Source organism: Streptomyces sp. NPDC001393, from assembly GCF_053597455.1.
On sequence record NZ_JBSFIH010000001.1, the window covers coordinates 455897 to 472750 of the forward strand.

Here is a 16854-nt window from a genome sequence, read left to right on the forward strand (position 1 = left end):
AGCCGTCTGGTTCTTGACATCCGGGGGCCGGAGCCGCCGTCGCTCGGTTGCTCGGCCGGTCGGTCTGGGACGCGCTCGCGGGCGCCGCGATGTTTCAATTCCCCCGTGACTGACTACGACGTACTCCGCGTCTTCTGCGGGCCGAACGGCGGCTACGGCAACGAACTCGGTGTCGTCCGCGACGGCTCGGTGCTGCCCGAGCGCGGCGACCGGCAGGAGCTGGCCGCCAAACTCGGCTTCAGCGAGACCGTGTTCGTGGACGACCCCGAGCGCGGCGTGATCGACATCTACACGCCCACCCTGCGCCTGCCCTTCGCCGGTCACCCCTGCGTCGGCACCGCCTGGCTGCTCGACGTGCCCGAACTGGTCACGCCCGCCGGGGTCGTCGGCGCCCGGCTGGACGGGGAGTTCAGCTGGATCGAGGCCCGCGCGGAGTGGGCGCCGCCGCGCACCCTGCGCCAGTACGGCACGGCCGCCGAGGTCGACGCCCTCGACGTGCCACCCCCCGGCGAGTGGATCTACGCCTGGGCCTGGGAGGACGAGGCGGCCGGCCGGGTCCGCGCACGTGCCTTCCCCGGCCGGAACGACGGCATCGACGAGGACGAGGCCACCGGCGCCGCCGCCCTCCTCCTCACCGACCGGCTGGGCCGCGCCCTGAACATCACCCAGGGCCGGGGCTCGCAGATCCTGACCGCCCCGCAGCCGGAGGGATGGGTGGAGATCGGCGGGCGGGTGTACCTGGAGCGCTGAACGACAGAACCTAGGCGCTCAGCGGGAACTCCTCGCCCAGGGCCCGGAACACGCCCGTGTTCAGGGCGAACGCCCGCTTGCACTCCGTTGTCACCCGCTGCTTCTCCAGCTCGTCCACGTCCAGCGCATCCAGCAGTTCGCGGTAACTCCGCTTGAACGCGGCCGGGTTGGGGACGCCCTCGAAGACGTAGAAGCGGACGCCGTCGCCCTTCCTGGCGAAACCCCAGGTCTTCTCCGCCCGGTCGCGGATGATCTGACCGCCGGACAGGTCGCCCAGGTAGCGGGTGTAGTGATGGGCGACATAGCCGGCGGGCCAGCGCTCGGCGCACTCGCGCACCCGGGCCGCGTACTCCTGCGTGGCCGGAAGGGCGCTCAGGGTCGCCCGCCACCCCGGCCCCCGCAGATGCGCCAGGTCCCGCTCCAGCGCGGCCAGCCGGAACAGCTCGGGCCGGACGAACGGCCCCGCCACCGGATCCGCCGCCAGCCGCCCGGCGCCGCCCTCCAGGGCCTCGTACACGAACCACAGCTGCTCGGTGTAGCGGGCGTAGGCGGCCACGCCCAGCCGGCCGCCGAGCAGGTCGCTCATGAACGTCGAGGTCTCCGCCTCCACGTGCTGCTCGTGCGACGCGGTGCGGATGAGGGACGAGAACGACTCCATGGACACTCCCCGGTTTGCCGACAGCCTGTCGGTAAGTTTACCGACAGGCTGTCGGAAACGCATCAGGGGGGGCGAGCGCGCAGCAAAAAGCCCGCCCTCCGAAGAGAGCGGGCCAAAGCCGAGTGCAGCGTTACGGCAGGGTCAGGATGTCCGCCCCGGTCTCCGTCACCACCAGCGTGTGCTCGAACTGGGCCGTCCGCTTGCGGTCCCTCGTCACGACCGTCCAGCCGTCCTCCCACATGTCGTACTCGTGGGTGCCCAGCGTCAGCATCGGCTCGATGGTGAACGTCATGCCCGGCTGCATGACCGTCGTCGCCTGCGGGCTGTCGTAGTGCGGGATGATCAGGCCCGAGTGGAAGGAGGAGTTGATGCCGTGGCCGGTGAAGTCGCGGACGACTCCGTAGCCGAAACGCTTGGCGTAGGACTCGATGACCCGGCCGATGACATTGATCTGCCGGCCCGGCCGGACCGCCTTGATCGCGCGGTTCAGGGCCTCCCGGGTCCGCTCCACCAGCAGCCGGGACTCCTCGTCCACGTCCCCGACCAGGTACGTGGCGTTGTTGTCGCCGTGCACCCCGCCGATGTACGCCGTCACGTCCAGGTTGACGATGTCGCCGTCCCTGAGGACCGTCGAGTCCGGGATGCCGTGGCAGATGACCTCGTTGACCGAGGTGCACAGCGACTTCGGGAAGCCGCGGTAGCCGAGCGTGGAGGGGTAGGCGCCGTGGTCGCACATGTACTCGTGGGCGACCTTGTCCAGCTGGTCCGTGGTGACCCCCGGCGCGATGATCCTCGCGGCCTCCTCCATCGCCTGCGCGGCGATACGGCCGGCGATCCGCATCGCCTCGATGGTCTCCGGGCTCTGCACCTCCGGACCGGTGTACGGCGCCGGCGCGGGCTTGCCCACGTACTCGGGGCGGCGGATGTTTCCGGGGACCGAACGGGTGGGGGACAGCTCCCCCGGTACGAGCAGCGACTGGCCAGACATGACAGCGAGTCTATCCAGCCGGCATGGGGGAACATGACGTTGGTGAGAGGAGCTGTTCATGCCCCTGTTCAAGAAGCGCACCGTCGGCAAGCCGGGCGAGTGGTACTACTGCCTGGAGCACAAGAAGGTCGAGGAGGGCCCGGAGTGCCCGGCCAAGGACCGCTTCGGGCCGTACGCCTCCCGGCAGGAGGCCGAGCACGCGATGGAGACCGCCGCCGAGCGCAACCTCCAGTGGGAGAACGACCCGCGCTGGCACGACGCGTCGGCGGGCGGGAGCACCGAGGAGGAGTGATCACACCTCGGTGGGTACGGCGGCGCGCTGCTCGCGCATCCGTACCGCGTGCTCGTTGGTGCGGGCGTCGTACGTCATGAGCCCCGGCAGGCACAGCGCGAGCAGGCCCATGGCGCCCGCGCACGCCAGCCCGCCGGAGACGACGGAGGTCCGTACGCCCGCCCAGGCGGCCATGCCGCCCGCCCGGACCTGGCCGAGCTGCGGGCCGACCGAGTAGGACAGCAGTTCGATCCCGGCGAGCCGGCCGCGCAGCTCGTCCGGGATCGTCTGGTTCCACATCGCCGACCGGAAGATCCCGCTGACCATGTCGAAGCCGCCGCCGACGGTCAGGAGGACGAGGACCAGCCACACGTTCCGGCACGCACCGGCCGCCGCGACCGCGAGCCCCCAGCCCGTCGCCGACAGCACCACCATCAGCCCGTGCCGGTGGATCCTCGACGCCCAGCCGCTGGTCAGGCTGACCAGCATCGCGCCGGCCGGGACGGCGGCGTACATCAGGCCGAGCGCCCAGTCGGCGTGCAGTTCGTCGGCGAGGAACGGCAGCACCGCGAGCGGCATGGCCAGGAACATCGCCGCGAGGTCGACGACGTAGGTGCCGAGGAGTTCCTTGCGGCTCCAGGCGTACCGGGCGCCCTCCAGGATGGCGTGCAGCGAGGGCTTCGAGGCCTCGTGCGAGGCGGGGGAGGGGGCGATACGGACGATGTACGCCAGCGAGACGGCGAAGGTCAGCAGGTCGGCGGCGTACGCCGAGCCGAGGCCCGCGTAGGCGACGACCACGCCCGCGAGGGCCGGGCCCGCGACTCCGCCGACGGTCCAGCGCAGCGAGTTCAGCGAGGCCGCGGCGGGCATGTCGGCATGGGCGACGATCCGGGGCCACAGGGAGTCGAGGGCCGGGCGCTGGACGGAGACCAGGGCGGAGGAGAGGGCGGCGACGGCGTACAGCGGCCAGACCATGGGGTGCGGGGCCAGCGCGTTGAGCAGCAGGACGGCACTCAGCACACCCTGCCCGGCCTCCGTCCACACGATGAGCTTCCGCTTGTCGAGCGCGTCGGCGAGGGCGCCGCCGTACAGGCCGCACACGATGAGGGGCAGCAGCTCCACGGCGCCGATGGCGCCGACGGCTGCGGTCGACTCCGTCAGATCCTTCAGCTGGACCGGGAGCGCGACGAAGGTCAGGAAGCTGCCGAAGTTGCTGATCAGCCCCGATTTCCAGAGCCGACGGAAATCTGCGGAGGCCTTCCAGGGGGAGAGGTCGGGGAGGAGGGCGCGGGTCACCTCAGGGATGGTGGGCCGAGCGGGATCACCGGGCAACTGGTTTTCGCGGGCACGGTCACCAAGGGGCCGGCGGCGGTGCCGTCAGGATCTCCGCCAGCCTTGCCAACCTGTCCCGGAACCCCCGTCGCACCCTCGGAGAGCCGCCGTTCTCGCCGGCCGCCGCGCTGACCAGGTGCTGGACGGTGTCCAGGTCCAGCTCCGCCCCGTCCGGCACGGCCAGCGTGTCATGAGCCATGGCCGCGAGGTCGCCGTCGCCCGGCCCCAGGGCCAGTACCGTCACCCCGGCCCGCCGGGCCGAGTGGACCCGTTCCAGCAGCGGCGCGGGCTCCTCGGGAGCCACGACCAGCAGGGTCTCGCCCCGCCGCGCCGCCTCGATCCGGCCCGGCCCCACGGCCAGGTGAGGCGGGTCGGAGGGGCGCGCGTGCTGCCGTACCAGGGTCGGCGCCAGCTCGGGCGTCCCCGACCATGCGGCCTCGTCCACCAGATGCGCCGCCAGATGCCACGGCTCGTACTCCGGCGTGCCCACCAGCAGCAGCCCGCCCCCGTGTGCCACCACCGACCCGCGCAGCATCCCCGCGAATCTCCGGGTGGCCCCCAGCCACTCGGTCCCGGCGAGCACTTCCCGCAGCAGCGCGACCCGTACGGCGTCCATACGCCCGCATCCTGCCGCAACCGGTCACTCGTGACGCGGAGTTCACCCGGAATTCGCCCGCCCCGGGGACGTACCCCGCTCCACGGGTACCACCACCTGCTCAGGAGCCGCCCGATGACCGAGGTCACCGTCCCCTTCCGCGCCGGACACGAGGGGTACGCCAGTTTCCGGATCCCGGCGGTCGTGGCCACCGGCGCCCGCACCCTCCTCGCCTTCTGCGAGGGCCGCGTCGACTCCGCCGCCGACCACGGGCACATCGACATCGTGCTCAAGCGGTCCACGGACGGCGGCCGCACCTGGGGGCCGCTCCAGGTCGCCGCGAGCAACGGCACCGATCTCGCCGGAAACCCCGCCCCCGTCGTCCTCGACACCGGCCGCGTCCTGCTCGTGCACATCCGGGCCGCCGCCACCGCCACCGAGGCCGCCATCGTGCGCGGCCGGGTCGGCGACGCCGACGGGCGGCGCGTCTGGGTGCAGCACAGCGACGACGACGGCGTGACCTGGTCCGCGCCGAGGGAGATCACCGCACAGGTGAAGAAGCCCGGCTGGCGCTGGTACGCCACCACTCCCGGCCACGCCCTCCAGCTGAGCACCGGCCGGGTCCTCGTCCCCGCCAACCACACCCTGCCGCCCACCGGCACCGACACCGGCGCCGAACCGCGGTACAACAGCGGCCACTGCCTGCTCAGCGACGACCGCGGGGAGTCCTGGTACCTCGGGTGTCTCGACGAGCACACCGACGGGTACATCAACGTCAACGAGACCACCGCCGCCGAACTCCCCGACGGGCGCGTCTACTTCAACACGCGCAACGACTCGCCCGCCCGTCTCCCACCACCGCCCTTGCCGGAGGCGCTTCGCGCCGCCCCTCTCATGCCCGGCAACCGCGCCGACGCCCGTTCGCAGGACGGCGGGCGGACGCTCGTCACACCCTTCCGGTCGCAGGCCGGGCTGACCGCACCCGTCTGCCAGGCCTCCGTGCTCCAGCTCCGCGACCCGGACCTGCTCCTCTACTCCGGCCCGGCCGACCCCGCCGCCCGCGCCCGGATGACGATCCGCGCCTCCGCCGACGGCGGCACCACCTGGCGCCCGGCGCTCACCGCCGACCCGCTGCCCGCCGCCTACTCCGACCTGGTCCGCGTCGATGCGGACACCGTCGGACTCCTCTACGAGACCGGCGACTTCGGCGCCTACGAGACCATCACCTTCCGCCGGGTTCCGGTGGCGCGGCTCGCCTGGGCCGGTGCCGTCCCCCGCACGGACGTAGAGTCGCACTCATGACCTCTACGACCTCTTCCGACAGCGCACAGACCCCGGCCAAGGCCCCCACCAAGGACCCCTGGGACCTGCCCGACGTCTCCGGGTACGTCGTCGGCGTGCTCGGCGGCACCGGACCGCAGGGCAAAGGCCTCGCCTACCGGCTCGCCCGGGCCGGCCAGAAGGTGATCATCGGCTCCCGCGCCGCCGAGCGCGCCCGGGCCGCCGCCGAGGAGTGCGGCCACGGTGTCGAGGGCGCCGACAACGCCGAGACCGCGCGCCGCAGCGACATCGTGATCGTCGCCGTACCGTGGGACGGCCACGGCGACACGCTGAAGGCACTGCGCGACGAACTGGCCGGCAAGCTCGTCGTGGACTGCGTCAACCCGCTCGGCTTCGACAAGAAGGGCGCCTACGCGCTCAGGCCCGAGGAGGGCAGCGCCGCCGAGCAGGCCGCCGCCCTGCTGCCGGACTCCCGCGTCACCGCCGCCTTCCACCACCTGTCCGCCGTGCTGCTCCAGGACCCTCAGATCGAGCAGATCGACACCGATGTGATGGTGCTCGGCGAGGAGCGGGCCGATGTCGAGATCGTGCAGGCCCTCGCCGGGCGCATCCCCGGCATGCGGGGCGTCTTCGCGGGCCGGCTGCGCAACGCCCACCAGGTGGAGTCGCTGGTCGCGAACCTGATCTCCGTCAACCGCCGCTACAAGGCCCACGCCGGGCTCCGCGTCACCGACGTCTGAGCGGATGGGGGACACTGGTCGGCGAAGCAGTGAAGCAGTCCCGAGCAGTGTCCCCTACAGGAGCCACCCCCATGCCCCGCATCGCCCTCTACACCCTCGTCGTCTGCGTCCTCGCCGTGGCCGCCGCCGTCGTCTCCTTCGCGCAGGGCAGCTGGCTGGGGATCGTCTGGGTGCTGCTGGCGGGTCTGACGTCCAACATGACCTGGTACTACGTCAAGCGCGACCGGGCGACTCAGGCCCAGAACCGGTAGAGGCTCCAGCCGTACGAGGTGTCCAGGTCGCTCACTCCCAGTGCGCGCAGGATGGCGTGGATCATGTCGAAGAACGCGATGTTGATCGACGGCACCCACAGCAGCGCGAACGCGAACAGCAGGCCGAACGGCGCGAACGGCTCCACCTGGCGCTTCACCTGGTACGACAGCCAGGGCTCGAGCACGCCGTAGCCGTCCAGGCCCGGTATCGGCAGGAAGTTCAGGATCGCCGCCGTCACCTGCAGCAGGGCCAGGAAGGCGAGCGCGCACCGGAAGTCGACCGGTACGCCGTCCAGCGCGTCCAGCCAGAAGGGGGCCGTGCACACGGCCGCGAACAGCACGTTCGTCAGGGGGCCCGCCGCCGAGATCAGGCTGTGCCGCCAGCGGCCCCGGATCCGGCCGCGCTCGATGAACACCGCCCCGCCGGGCAGCCCGATCCCGCCCATGATCAGGAAGACCACCGGGAGCACGATGCTCAGCAGCGCGTGCGTGTACTTCAGCGGGTTCAGGGTGAGGTAGCCCTTGGCGCCGATGGTGATGTCACCGCTGTGCAGGGCCGTGCGCGCGTGCGCGTACTCGTGCAGGCACAGGGAGACGATCCAGGCCGCCGTCACGAACAGGAACACCGCGACGCCCCGCTGCGCCGCATACCCCGTCCAGGTGGCCCAGCCCGCCACCGCCGTCACGGCCAGGATCCCGACGAACACGGGACTGACCCGGCGATCGCCGCGAGGGGTGGTGGCGGTGGCCATGGCGGGCTCCCGTGCTCAAGGGGGGACGGTCAAGGACTGCGACCGTACCGGCCGCGCGCTCGTCGGGGAAACGTCTCGCGCCCGCCGTCCGGTTCCTGGACCCTGGAGGAATGCCACGGATGAGGGTGTTCTACGAGAACTGGCAGATGGAGTGCTGCGGCACGCCCTTCGCGGTGGGCGACGAGGTGGCCTGGCGGCTGGTCGCCCACGACGCCGAGGACATCCGGGAGGGGTGGGGCTACGGCGCCGAGGCCTGGGTGGAGCGCCACGGCTCAGGCCCGGACGTCACCCCGGACGTTCCGGACGGCACGCCGCCGAAACCCGGTGACCACCGGTGACCGCTCCGGCGACAATGGTCCCCGTGCGCTTTTCGCTGCTCGGCACCACCCAGGTACTCCGCCCCGACGGCACGGCCGTCCCGGTCGGCGGGGCGCGGCTGCGTGCCCTGCTGGGCGTGCTCGCGCTCCGGGCCGGGCGGACCGTGCCCGTGGGCGTGCTGGTCGACGAGGTCTGGGGCGCCGACCCGCCCGCCGACGCCGCAGGGGCGCTCCAGGCGCTGGTCGGCCGGCTACGCCGCACCCTCGGCGCGGACGCCGTCGCCTCCGCCGAGGGCGGCTACCGGCTGACCGCCGCGCCCGACGACATCGACCTCAACCGCTTCGAGCGGCTGACCGGCGACGGCCTCGCCGCCCTCGCCGACGGCGACCCGGCCAAGGCCGCCGCCGTCCTGGACGACGCGCTCGCCCTGTGGCGCGGCCCCGCGCTCGCCGACCTGCCCGACCACACCGCCGAGGCGGCCCGCTGGGAGACCCGCCGCCTGGACGCACAGCGCGCCCGGCACACCGCCGCACTCGCCCTCGGGCACGCCGAGCAGTCCCTGCCCGAGCTGACCGCCCTGTGCGACGACCATCCGCTGGACGAGCCGCTCCAGGCGCTGCGGCTGCGCGCCCTGCGCGACACCGGCCGCCCGGCCCAGGCGCTCGCCGCCTACGAGGACGTACGACGGCTGCTCGCGGACCGGCTCGGCTCCGACCCCGGGCCCGAACTGCGCGCCCTGCACACCGAGTTGCTGACCGAGACGCCCGCCGAACCCGAGCACCGGGCACTCGGCAACCTGCCCGCCCGGCTCACCTCCTTCGTCGGCCGGGAGACCGACATCGAGGCCATCGGCGCCGACCTGGGCGCCGCCCGCCTGGTCACCCTGCTCGGTCCGGGCGGCGCCGGGAAGACCCGGCTGTCCCAGGAAGCCGCCGAGGCGGTACGGCACACCGTCCCGGACGGGGTGTGGCTGGCCGAACTGGCGCCCGTGGACGACCCCGAGGCCGTACCGCAGGCCGTGCTCACCGCGATCGGCGCCCGCGACACCGTGCTGCACGGCGCCGGCGCCGAGAGCATCCGCGCCGTCACCGACCGGCACGACGACCCCCTCGAACGGATCGTGGAGCACTGCGCCCGGCGCCGGATGCTGGTCGTCCTGGACAACTGCGAGCATGTGATCGAGGCCGCCGCCCACCTCACCGAGCACCTGCTGGCCCGCTGCCCCGAGCTGACCGTCCTCGCCACCAGCCGCGAACCCCTCGGAGTGCCGGGGGAGTTGGTGCGCCCGGTGGAGCCGCTGCCGGAGCCGGTCGCGCTGCGGCTGCTCGCCGACCGGGGCGCGTCCGCCAGGCCCGGATTCCGCGTCGAGGACGATCCGGAGGCGTGCGCGGAGATCTGCCGGCGGCTCGACGGACTCCCGCTCGCCATCGAGCTGGCGGCGGCCCGGCTGCGGATGCTCACCCCGCGCCAGATAGCCGACCGGCTCGACGACCGCTTCCGGCTGCTCACCTCCGGCAGCCGCACCGTCCTGCCCCGCCAGCAGACCCTGCGGGCCGTCGTGGACTGGTCCTGGGAGCTGCTGGACGCCGACGAACGGGACGTCCTCGCCCGGCTGTCCGTCTTCGCGGGCGGCTGCGACCTGGCCGCCGCCGAGGCCGTGTGCGGGCCGGTCGCCCTGGACGCGCTCGGCTCGCTGGTCGACAAGTCCCTGGTGGTGGCCGCGCCGTTGCCGGACAAGAGGGCTGGGGGCGGGATGCGCTACCGGCTGCTGGAGACGGTCGCCGAGTACGCCGGTGAACGGCTGGCGGAGACCGGGCACCGCGCCGACGCAGAGCGCGCCCATCTGACGTACTACCGCGAACTCGCCCGCGCCACCGACCCGTTGCTGCGCGGACCCGAACAGCGCACCGCCATCGAGCGCTTCCAGCTGGAGTACGAGAACCTGCGCACCGCACTGCGGCACGCCGTCACCACCCGCGACGAGCAGGAGGCGCTGTGTCTGCTGCTGTCCCTTGTGTGGTTCTGGCAGATGCGCGACCAGCGCATCGAGACCCGCACCTGGTGCCGGGAGGTCATGGCGCTGGGCCCCGACCCCTTCGCCGAACCCGTCCGGCCCGCCGAGCCGGTGTGGCAGCGCTGCACCGACGCCCCGCCCCCGTACACCGGCGAGGTCCTCGCCGAGGCCCGGCGCGGCGTCCACCTCGCCCACCTCGCCTGCATGGACCATGAGCTGGAGGCCTGGCAGACCCCCGAGGCCCAGGCCAAGCTGCGCGCCATCACCCGGGTCTACCACCCCGGCCTGCCGCAGACCTGTCGCGCGCCCGGCATGCTGTGGTTCTTCGCCGTGATGCTGACCGGCGGTGTGGACCCGATGCGGGAGGTCATCGACGCCTGCGTGCAGACCTGCCGGGAGACCCCCGGCTTCGAGTGGGAGCTGGCCGGCGCCCTGCAGATGCGCGCCAACATCCTCGCCAACCGCTCCGCCTGGGCCGGCAACGCCACCCGGGACGCCGAGGAGGCCCTGGAGATCTACCGCCGCCTCGGTGACGCCTGGGGCACCGCCGAGGCGCTGTCCGCCCGGGGCGAGGCCCATGAGCGCCGGGGCGAGTACCCCGAGGCCGCCGCCGACTACCGGGCGGCCGTCGCACACGCCGAACGCCTCGGCGCCCGCGGCCAGATGGCCGTTCTCCGCGCCCGCCTCGGCAGCGTGCTCATGGAGGCGGGGGACATGCAGCGCGGCGAGCAGATGCTCCGGGACGTCATCGCGAGCCGGGACGGCTCCCTCAACGAAGCCATGCCCGCCGCCCGGCTGTTCCTGGCCTGCTGGCTCGGCCTGACCGGCCGCACCGCCGAGGCACGTGAGCAACTGCGCCTGCTGCGCGAGGAGTTCAAGATCTCGTACTTCGTCGTCTTCGACGCCATGATTCTCACCCAGGAGGCCTGGCTGGACGCCCTCGACCGCCGTGCCGAGGACGCCCTGGAGCGGATCAGGCGGGCCCTGCACCTCGCTCGGGACCCGCTGGCCGAGGCCATCGCCCCGCAACTGGACTCCATCTGCCTCTACGCCGCGGCGATGGCCCTCGCCCGCCTCGACGGCGGCAGCCGCGCCGTCGACGCCGCCCGCTGCCTGGGCGCCGCCCGCGCCCTGCTGCCCTCCGGGCATGTCCTCTCCGGCGTCGAACGCCGGTGCCACGACATGGCCGAGGGCCGGATCCGGGAGTCCCTGGACGAACCCGCCTACCGGGCCGCGTACGCCGAGGGCGGTGGCCTCTCCCTCGCGGAGGCCACCGCCCTGGTGTGACACCGGGAGTGTCAGCTCTTCGTACGGAACTTGTGGATGGCCACCGGCGCCATGACCGCGGTGATGCCCACCGACCAGGCCAGGGTCACCCACAGGCCATGGGCGACCGGTCCGCCGTTCATCAGGCCGCGTGCGGCGTCGGCCAGGCCGGACATCGGGTTGTAGTCGGTGAAGTGGCGCAGCCAGCCCGGCATCGAGTTGGTCGGCGCGAAGATCGACGAGCCGAACTGGAGCGGGAACAGCGTCAGAAAGCCCATCGCCTGCACGGACTGGGCGTTCTTCATGATCACACCGAGGGTCAGGAACACCCACATGATGGACGAGGCGAAGAGCGTCGCCAGACCCACGGCGGCGAACAGCCCCGCCCAGTGGGTGACGTCGAAGCCCACCAGCACACCGACGACCAGCAGCACGGCTGTCGCGATCAGCATCCGGGCCAGCTCCACCGCGATCTTCGCGAAGAGCACGGAGCCGCGTCCGATCGGCAGGGAGCGGAAGCGGTCCATGACCCCGCTGTTGAAGTCCTGGTTGAAGCCGGTGCCCACCCCCTGGGCCATGGACAGGCTGGTCATGGCCATCAGGCCGGGCACGACGTACTGGACGTAGGCCTGCTGTCCGCCGCCCAGCGCCTTGCCGATCGAGCCGCCGAAGACGTACACGAACAGCAGGGTGAAGATGACCGGCATCAGCAGCGCGTCGAACATCGACTCCGGGTCCTGGCGGATCCAGATCAGGTTGCGGCGCAGCAGGGCTCCGGTGTGCCGCAGGTGCCCGCGCAGCGGGATGCGGGTGTCGGCCGAAGTGACTGCGGACGTGACGGTGGTGGCGCTCATACGGCGACCTCCTCGCGGGCGTCGGCGGGCAGGGCGTCCTGCGGGGCACTGGCGCGGTGGCCGGTGAGGGACAGGAACACCTCGTCCAGGCTGGGCAGTTCGGTGGTGATGGAGGAGATGGTGATGCCGCGCGCGGTGACCGCGCCGACCACGGCGGTCAGCTGCTCGTCGCTGAGGATCGGCACCAGCAGGGTCCCGGACTCGGTGTCCACGGTGGTGGTCGCGAGCCCGGTGATGCCGAGCTCGTCCAGCATCGAGGCGAGCGGGCGCAGCTGCAGCGGGTCGACGGGCCGGACCCGGAGGGTGCGCCCGCCGACGCGGGCCTTGAGCTCCTCGATCCCTCCGGTGGCGATGACCTTGCCGCGGTCGACCACGGTCAGCTCGGAGGCGAGCTGCTCGGCCTCCTCCATGTACTGGGTGGTCAGCAGCACGGTGACGCCGTCGCCGACCATCGCCTGCACCTCGTCCCACACCTCGTTGCGGGTGCGCGGGTCGAGCCCGGTGGTCGGCTCGTCCAGGTACAGCACGGCAGGCCGCCCGATCATCGAGGCGGCGAGATCGAGCCGCCGCCGCATACCACCGGAGTACGTGCTCGCCGGCCGCCTGGCCGCCTCCGTCAGGGAGAAGCGCTCCAGCAGCTCGTCGGCGCGGGCGCGGGCGTCCTTGCGGGACAGGTCCAGCAGCCGGCCGATCATGTACAGGTTCTCCCAGCCGGGGAGCTTCTCGTCCACGGAGGCGTACTGCCCGGTGAGCCCTATGACCCGGCGCAGCTGCCGGGGCTGCCGTACGACGTCGTAGCCGGCCACGGTGGCCCGGCCGGCGTCCGGGGTGATCAGGGTGGACAGGATCCGTACGAGGGTGGTCTTGCCGGCGCCGTTCGGGCCGAGCACGCCCATCACGGTGCCCTCCCGCACGTCCAGGTCGACACCGTCCAGTGCCTTGGTCTCGCCGTAGTGCTTGACCAGTCCCCGCACCGTCACGGCGTGGCTTTCGCCGACAGGGATGTCTTCGATTCGTGTCATGCGTCAGACAGTGCCAGCGCCCACCGACAAACCACCGACAAGCGACCGACAGCGACCGACAACTCCCCGACGACCACCCCGACCATCACCCGAAGACCACCGCAACCATCAATTGAGCAACCACGACGGCGAGCAACCACGTCCGCGAGAGCGGCGCCGGCTCAGGCGCAAAAAAGGGGTGGCAGCCCCGCTGACGGGGGAAGATCAGCGGGGCTGCCGGGGTGTTGCCGCAGTGGCTCAGTGGACGGAGTGCTCCTCCAGCGGGAACGCTCCGGAGACGACCTCCTCGGCGAACGACCTCACCGCGTTGCCCATGACCTCACGCAGGTCGGCGTACTTCTTGACGAACTTCGGCACCCGGCCGGAGGTCAGGCCCAGCATGTCCGTCCAGACCAGCACCTGCGCGTCCGTCTCGGGCCCGGCGCCGATGCCGACCGTCGGGATGTGCAGCACCCGCGTCACCTCGGCCGCCAGCTCCGCCGGGACCAGTTCGAGGACGACGGCGAAGGCGCCGGCGTCCTGCACGGCCTTCGCGTCGCGCAGCAGCTGCTGTGCCGCCTCCTCGCCGCGCCCCTGCACGCGGTAGCCCATCGCGTTGACGGACTGCGGGGTCAGGCCGATGTGCGCCATGACCGGGATGCCGGACTCCACCAGCAGCCGGATCTGCTCGTGCGAGCGCTCGCCGCCCTCCAGCTTGACCGCGCCGACGCCCGCCTCCTTCACCAGCCGGGTCGCCGAGCGCAGCGCCTGTACCGGGCCCTCCTGGTAGGAGCCGAAGGGGAGGTCGCCGACGATCAGGGCGCGCTGCGTGCCGCGGACGACGGCCGCCGACAGCATGGTCATCTCGTCGAGGGTGACGGGCACGGTCGTCTCGTACCCGAGGTGGCAGTTGCCCGCCGAGTCGCCGACCAGGATCACCGGGATCCCGGCCTCGTCGAAGACGGACGCGGTCATCGCGTCGTAGGCGGTGAGCATGGGCCACTTCTCGCCGCGTTCCTTGGCGAGGGTGATGTCGCGGACGGTGATGCGGCGGGTGCCCTTCCCCCCGTACAGCGCCTTGCTGCCGTCGGAAGGCTTGTTCTGGGCAGCCGAAAGCTGCGTCATGGCAACGGCTCCTTCAGTCATCTCGAGGCGCCCTGACGGCGTCCCCGGATCGACTCCATGGTGGCACCTCGTGCCAGCCAGGGCCAGAGGGGTCCCCTGTGATCCCCACCCGCGGCCGATCGGCACTCATGCGTAAGGCCTTGACGTGTAAGGCCTTGGTAAAGAAGTGAGATACGAGACCGTTCCGTATCGAAATGGTCGTACGCTCGAACACATGACAAGTCCCGTCCCTGCCTCCCGGATACCGGAAGCGGTGCACCGGCGCCGCTGGGCGATCCTCGGCGTGCTGATGCTGAGCCTGCTCATCGTGGTGCTCGACAACTCGATCCTGAACGTCGCCATCAAGACCATCTCCAGCCCCGCGCCGACCGGCCTCGGCGCCTCCCAGGGGCAGATCGAGTGGGCGATCAACGCCTACACCCTCGTCTTCGCCGGCCTGCTGTTCACCGCCGGCCTCATCGGCGACCGCCTCGGCCGCAAGAAGGTGCTGCTGGGCGGCATCGCCGTGTTCGGCATCGGCTCGATGCTGGCCGCCGAGTCCGGCTCGCCGGACCAGCTGATCGCCTACCGCGCGCTGATGGCCCTCGGTGCCGCGTTCGTCATGCCCGCCACCCTCGCCGTGCTGATGAACGTCTTCGAGCGCGAGGAACAGCCCAAGGCCATCGGCATCTGGGCGGGCGGGGTCGGCCTCGCCATCGCCATCGGGCCGATCACCGGCGGCGCGCTCCTCGACCACTTCTGGTGGGGCTCGGTCTTCTTCGTCAACGTGCCGATCGTGATCGTCGCGCTGGTGCTGATGACCTGGCTGGTGCCCGACTCCCGGGACCCGAGGCCGGGCCGCCTCGACCCGGTCGGCGTCGTCCTGTCCGTCGTCGGCCTGGTCCTGCTGGTCTACGGCATCATCAAGGGCGGCGAGCTGGCCGACTTCACCGATGCCAAGGTGCTGGCGACCATCGTCGCCGGTCTCGTCGTGCTGACCGGCTTCGTCCTCTTCGAGAGGCGCAGCGACCACCCCTCGCTCGACGTCACCTACTTCAAGAACAAGGTCTTCTCGGCCGCCATGAGCGCCATCGCGCTGGTCTTCTTCGCGCTGATGGGCGTCACGTTCTTCGGTGTCTTCTACACCCAGAGCGTGCGCGGCTACTCCCCGCTGGAGTCCGGTGTGCTGATGCTGCCGCTCGCCTGCGCCCAGCTGATCTTCGCGCCGCGTGCCCGGCTGCTGGTCGACCGGTTCGGCAACAAGGCCACCACCACCGCCGGCCTGGTGCTCATCGCCGCCACGCTGGCCGCGTTCGCCGGCTTCCAGGCCGACACGCCGATCTGGATCCTGGAAGTCGTCTTCTTCCTCATGGGCACCGGCATGGCGCACATCATGACGCCGACCTCGGTCGTCATCATGCAGGCGCTGCCGCGCGAGAAGGCCGGCTCCGCCTCCGCGCTCAGCAACACCTTCCGCCAGGTCGGCGGCGCGCTCGGCATCGCCGTCCTCGGCTCGGTGCTCGCCACGTCCTACCGCAACGGCATCCAGGACAAGCTCGGCATGCTGCCGCCCGCCCTGCGCGACAAGGCGGCCGAGTCCATCGAGGCAACCCTCGGCATCGCCGGCAGGCTCGGGCCGCAGGGCAAGGCCCTGGTCACCCCCGCCGACGACGCGTTCCTGCACGCCATGCACGTCACCGCGCTGTGCGGCGTGGGCGTCGCGCTGATCGGCGCCGTGGTGACGGCCCTGTTCCTGCCCGGCAAGCCGCCGGCCGCTCAAGCGGGCGAGCAGGAAGCGGAGTTGGTCGCGGCCGCGGACTGACGCGGACGCGGCCGTAGCAGTCGTACGCACGGTCAGACGGGGGAAGGAGGCCGCTGCGGGACAATTCCCGCAGCACAGCGAGAGGACGGAACGACGTGAGCCTTGCCGAGAGCCGGCCGCGACCGGACGGGCCCGTGCGGGGACGACCCCGCAGCGAGGCCGTGGAACGGGCCATTGTGGAAGGCGTGATGAAGCTCCTGGAGGACGGCGTACCGCTCGCCGAACTCTCCATCGAGCGCGTCGCGCGCACGGCCGGGGTCGGCAAGGCCACCATCTACCGCCGCTGGAGCGGCAAGGAGGAGTTGTTCGTCGACGTCATGCGGGCCGCCGAACCCCCCGACCCCGTGCTCCCCGGCACCTCCATGCGCGACGACCTCGTCGCCCTGCTGGAGACGCTGCGTCAACGCGGCCTGGTCAGCCGCTCGGCGATCCTGCACAACGTCTACGCCCAGATGAAGTCCAGCCCCAGGATCTGGGCGGCGTACCACGCCGCGGTCGTCGAGCCCCGGCGCGCCCTCGGTCTCGAGGTGCTGCGCCGCGGACAGCGCGACGGCGAACTGCGCGCGGACGTCGATCTGGAGCTGGCCAACGACCTGTTCGTCGGCCCCATGCTCGTGCGTGCCGTGATGCGTCCCGAGGGCGAGCTGCCCGAGGGCCTGGCCGAAAGGATCGTCGACACCGTCCTGGAAGGCCTACGGCCCGTCAGCTCGACAGCCTCGTAGCACCCATGTGCGCGTTGTGTCACAGACCCACGCGTTCCGGGGCCGACCGGAACTCCCCGCCGCGCTTCGTTCGTCCTCGTCTTCCGTACGGCCGTCATGGGACGGCGGGGTCGGAGCCGATCATCCCCTAGGGTC

The 16854-nt window shown here is 72.0% G+C and carries 17 protein-coding genes; 9 read left to right on the forward strand and 8 right to left on the reverse strand.

Annotation, left to right across the window (positions count from 1 at the left end; all coding sequences use genetic code 11):
* Positions 1–105 precede the first annotated feature (105 nt).
* Positions 106–750, forward strand: a complete 645-nt coding sequence (locus ACWC2T_RS02125) for a PhzF family phenazine biosynthesis protein (protein WP_450668538.1) — start codon at positions 106–108, stop codon at positions 748–750.
* Between the two features lie 10 nt (positions 751–760).
* On the opposite strand, the gene ACWC2T_RS02130 is transcribed toward ACWC2T_RS02125, so the two are convergent.
* Together ACWC2T_RS02130 and map are read right to left on the reverse strand one after the other, a co-directional pair.
* Entirely contained in the window at positions 761–1408 is a 648-nt protein-coding gene (locus tag ACWC2T_RS02130) for a biliverdin-producing heme oxygenase (protein ID WP_450668539.1), read from the reverse strand.
* 130 nt (positions 1409–1538) lie between these two features.
* The gene (gene map / locus ACWC2T_RS02135) at positions 1539–2396 is read right to left on the reverse strand and encodes a type I methionyl aminopeptidase (protein ID WP_450668540.1); all 858 of its coding nucleotides are present in this window, start codon (positions 2394–2396) and stop codon (positions 1539–1541) included.
* Positions 2397–2454: 58 nt separating this feature from the next.
* Between map and ACWC2T_RS02140 the strand changes: the two genes are divergently transcribed.
* Positions 2455–2688: a hypothetical protein gene (locus tag ACWC2T_RS02140; protein ID WP_450668541.1), complete on the forward strand. Its 234-nt coding sequence runs from the start codon at positions 2455–2457 to the stop codon at positions 2686–2688.
* Here the strand turns inward: ACWC2T_RS02140 and ACWC2T_RS02145 are convergent, their stop codons facing one another.
* On the reverse strand, positions 2689–3963 hold the full coding sequence (locus ACWC2T_RS02145) for an MFS transporter (protein ID WP_450668542.1): 1275 nt from the start codon (positions 3961–3963) through the stop codon (positions 2689–2691). It abuts the gene before it with no gap.
* 55 nt (positions 3964–4018) lie between these two features.
* Positions 4019–4615, reverse strand: coding sequence for a hypothetical protein (locus ACWC2T_RS02150; protein ID WP_450668543.1), 597 nt, complete (start codon positions 4613–4615; stop codon positions 4019–4021).
* A gap of 114 nt (positions 4616–4729) precedes the next feature.
* Between ACWC2T_RS02150 and ACWC2T_RS02155 the strand changes: the two genes are divergently transcribed.
* The 3 genes from ACWC2T_RS02155 (at position 4730) to ACWC2T_RS02165 (ending at position 6866) form a co-directional block, all read left to right on the forward strand.
* Complete coding sequence (locus ACWC2T_RS02155; protein WP_450668544.1) at positions 4730–5896, forward strand: sialidase family protein; 1167 nt, start codon at positions 4730–4732, stop codon at positions 5894–5896.
* Positions 5893–6615, forward strand: coding sequence for an NADPH-dependent F420 reductase (gene npdG / locus ACWC2T_RS02160; protein WP_450668545.1), 723 nt, complete (start codon positions 5893–5895; stop codon positions 6613–6615). The genes ACWC2T_RS02155 and npdG overlap by 4 nt, the downstream gene beginning before the upstream one ends.
* 71 nt (positions 6616–6686) lie before the next feature.
* Complete coding sequence (locus ACWC2T_RS02165; protein WP_450668546.1) at positions 6687–6866, forward strand: hypothetical protein; 180 nt, start codon at positions 6687–6689, stop codon at positions 6864–6866.
* On the opposite strand, the gene ACWC2T_RS02170 is transcribed toward ACWC2T_RS02165, so the two are convergent.
* Entirely contained in the window at positions 6848–7618 is a 771-nt protein-coding gene (locus ACWC2T_RS02170; protein ID WP_450668547.1) for a site-2 protease family protein, read from the reverse strand. The genes ACWC2T_RS02165 and ACWC2T_RS02170 overlap by 19 nt on opposite strands.
* A gap of 119 nt (positions 7619–7737) precedes the next feature.
* Here ACWC2T_RS02170 and ACWC2T_RS02175 point away from each other — a divergent pair, with 119 nt between their 5' ends.
* Together ACWC2T_RS02175 and ACWC2T_RS02180 are read left to right on the forward strand one after the other, a co-directional pair.
* Positions 7738–7956 carry a DUF6578 domain-containing protein gene (locus tag ACWC2T_RS02175; protein ID WP_450668548.1) on the forward strand — a complete coding sequence of 73 codons (219 nt, stop codon included), beginning with the start codon at positions 7738–7740 and terminating at the stop codon, positions 7954–7956.
* Between the two features lie 14 nt (positions 7957–7970).
* Complete coding sequence (locus ACWC2T_RS02180; protein ID WP_450668713.1) at positions 7971–11237, forward strand: BTAD domain-containing putative transcriptional regulator; 3267 nt, start codon at positions 7971–7973, stop codon at positions 11235–11237.
* 11 nt (positions 11238–11248) lie between these two features.
* Here ACWC2T_RS02180 and ACWC2T_RS02185 read toward each other — a convergent pair whose 3' ends face one another.
* The 3 genes from ACWC2T_RS02185 to panB form a co-directional block, all read right to left on the reverse strand.
* Positions 11249–12070, reverse strand: a complete 822-nt coding sequence (locus ACWC2T_RS02185) for an ABC transporter permease (RefSeq protein ID WP_450668549.1) — start codon at positions 12068–12070, stop codon at positions 11249–11251.
* A complete protein-coding gene (locus tag ACWC2T_RS02190; protein WP_450668550.1) occupies positions 12067–13092 on the reverse strand; it encodes an ATP-binding cassette domain-containing protein in 1026 nt (341 codons plus the stop codon). The genes ACWC2T_RS02185 and ACWC2T_RS02190 overlap by 4 nt, the downstream gene beginning before the upstream one ends.
* A 237-nt stretch (positions 13093–13329) precedes the next feature.
* Positions 13330–14196 carry a 3-methyl-2-oxobutanoate hydroxymethyltransferase gene (panB, locus tag ACWC2T_RS02195; protein ID WP_450668551.1) on the reverse strand — a complete coding sequence of 289 codons (867 nt, stop codon included), beginning with the start codon at positions 14194–14196 and terminating at the stop codon, positions 13330–13332.
* A 214-nt stretch (positions 14197–14410) separates the two neighbouring features.
* Between panB and ACWC2T_RS02200 the strand changes: the two genes are divergently transcribed.
* Both ACWC2T_RS02200 and ACWC2T_RS02205 read left to right on the forward strand, forming a co-directional pair.
* On the forward strand, positions 14411–15997 hold the full coding sequence (locus ACWC2T_RS02200) for an MFS transporter (protein WP_450668552.1): 1587 nt from the start codon (positions 14411–14413) through the stop codon (positions 15995–15997).
* Positions 15998–16092: 95 nt separating this feature from the next.
* A complete protein-coding gene (locus ACWC2T_RS02205; protein WP_450668553.1) occupies positions 16093–16719 on the forward strand; it encodes a TetR/AcrR family transcriptional regulator in 627 nt (208 codons plus the stop codon).
* The last annotated feature ends 135 nt before the right edge of the window (positions 16720–16854 follow it).

Excerpts from the sequence above, each read along its gene's own strand:
- ACWC2T_RS02175 (WP_450668548.1), top strand. The coding sequence starts at position 7,738 with ATGAGGGTGTTCTACGAGAACTGGCAGATGGAGTGCTGCGGCACGCCC.
- npdG (WP_450668545.1), top strand. The coding sequence starts at position 5,893 with ATGACCTCTACGACCTCTTCCGACAGCGCACAGACCCCGGCCAAGGCC.
- ACWC2T_RS02185 (WP_450668549.1), bottom strand. The coding sequence starts at position 12,070 with ATGAGCGCCACCACCGTCACGTCCGCAGTCACTTCGGCCGACACCCGC.
- ACWC2T_RS02200 (WP_450668552.1), top strand. The coding sequence starts at position 14,411 with ATGACAAGTCCCGTCCCTGCCTCCCGGATACCGGAAGCGGTGCACCGG.
- ACWC2T_RS02130 (WP_450668539.1), bottom strand. The coding sequence starts at position 1,408 with ATGGAGTCGTTCTCGTCCCTCATCCGCACCGCGTCGCACGAGCAGCAC.
- ACWC2T_RS02165 (WP_450668546.1), top strand. The coding sequence starts at position 6,687 with ATGCCCCGCATCGCCCTCTACACCCTCGTCGTCTGCGTCCTCGCCGTG.
- ACWC2T_RS02140 (WP_450668541.1), top strand. The coding sequence starts at position 2,455 with ATGCCCCTGTTCAAGAAGCGCACCGTCGGCAAGCCGGGCGAGTGGTAC.
- ACWC2T_RS02170 (WP_450668547.1), bottom strand. The coding sequence starts at position 7,618 with ATGGCCACCGCCACCACCCCTCGCGGCGATCGCCGGGTCAGTCCCGTG.
- panB (WP_450668551.1), bottom strand. The coding sequence starts at position 14,196 with ATGACGCAGCTTTCGGCTGCCCAGAACAAGCCTTCCGACGGCAGCAAG.
- ACWC2T_RS02150 (WP_450668543.1), bottom strand. The coding sequence starts at position 4,615 with ATGGACGCCGTACGGGTCGCGCTGCTGCGGGAAGTGCTCGCCGGGACC.
- ACWC2T_RS02155 (WP_450668544.1), top strand. The coding sequence starts at position 4,730 with ATGACCGAGGTCACCGTCCCCTTCCGCGCCGGACACGAGGGGTACGCC.
- map (WP_450668540.1), bottom strand. The coding sequence starts at position 2,396 with ATGTCTGGCCAGTCGCTGCTCGTACCGGGGGAGCTGTCCCCCACCCGT.
- ACWC2T_RS02180 (WP_450668713.1), top strand. The coding sequence starts at position 7,971 with ATGGTCCCCGTGCGCTTTTCGCTGCTCGGCACCACCCAGGTACTCCGC.
- ACWC2T_RS02190 (WP_450668550.1), bottom strand. The coding sequence starts at position 13,092 with ATGACACGAATCGAAGACATCCCTGTCGGCGAAAGCCACGCCGTGACG.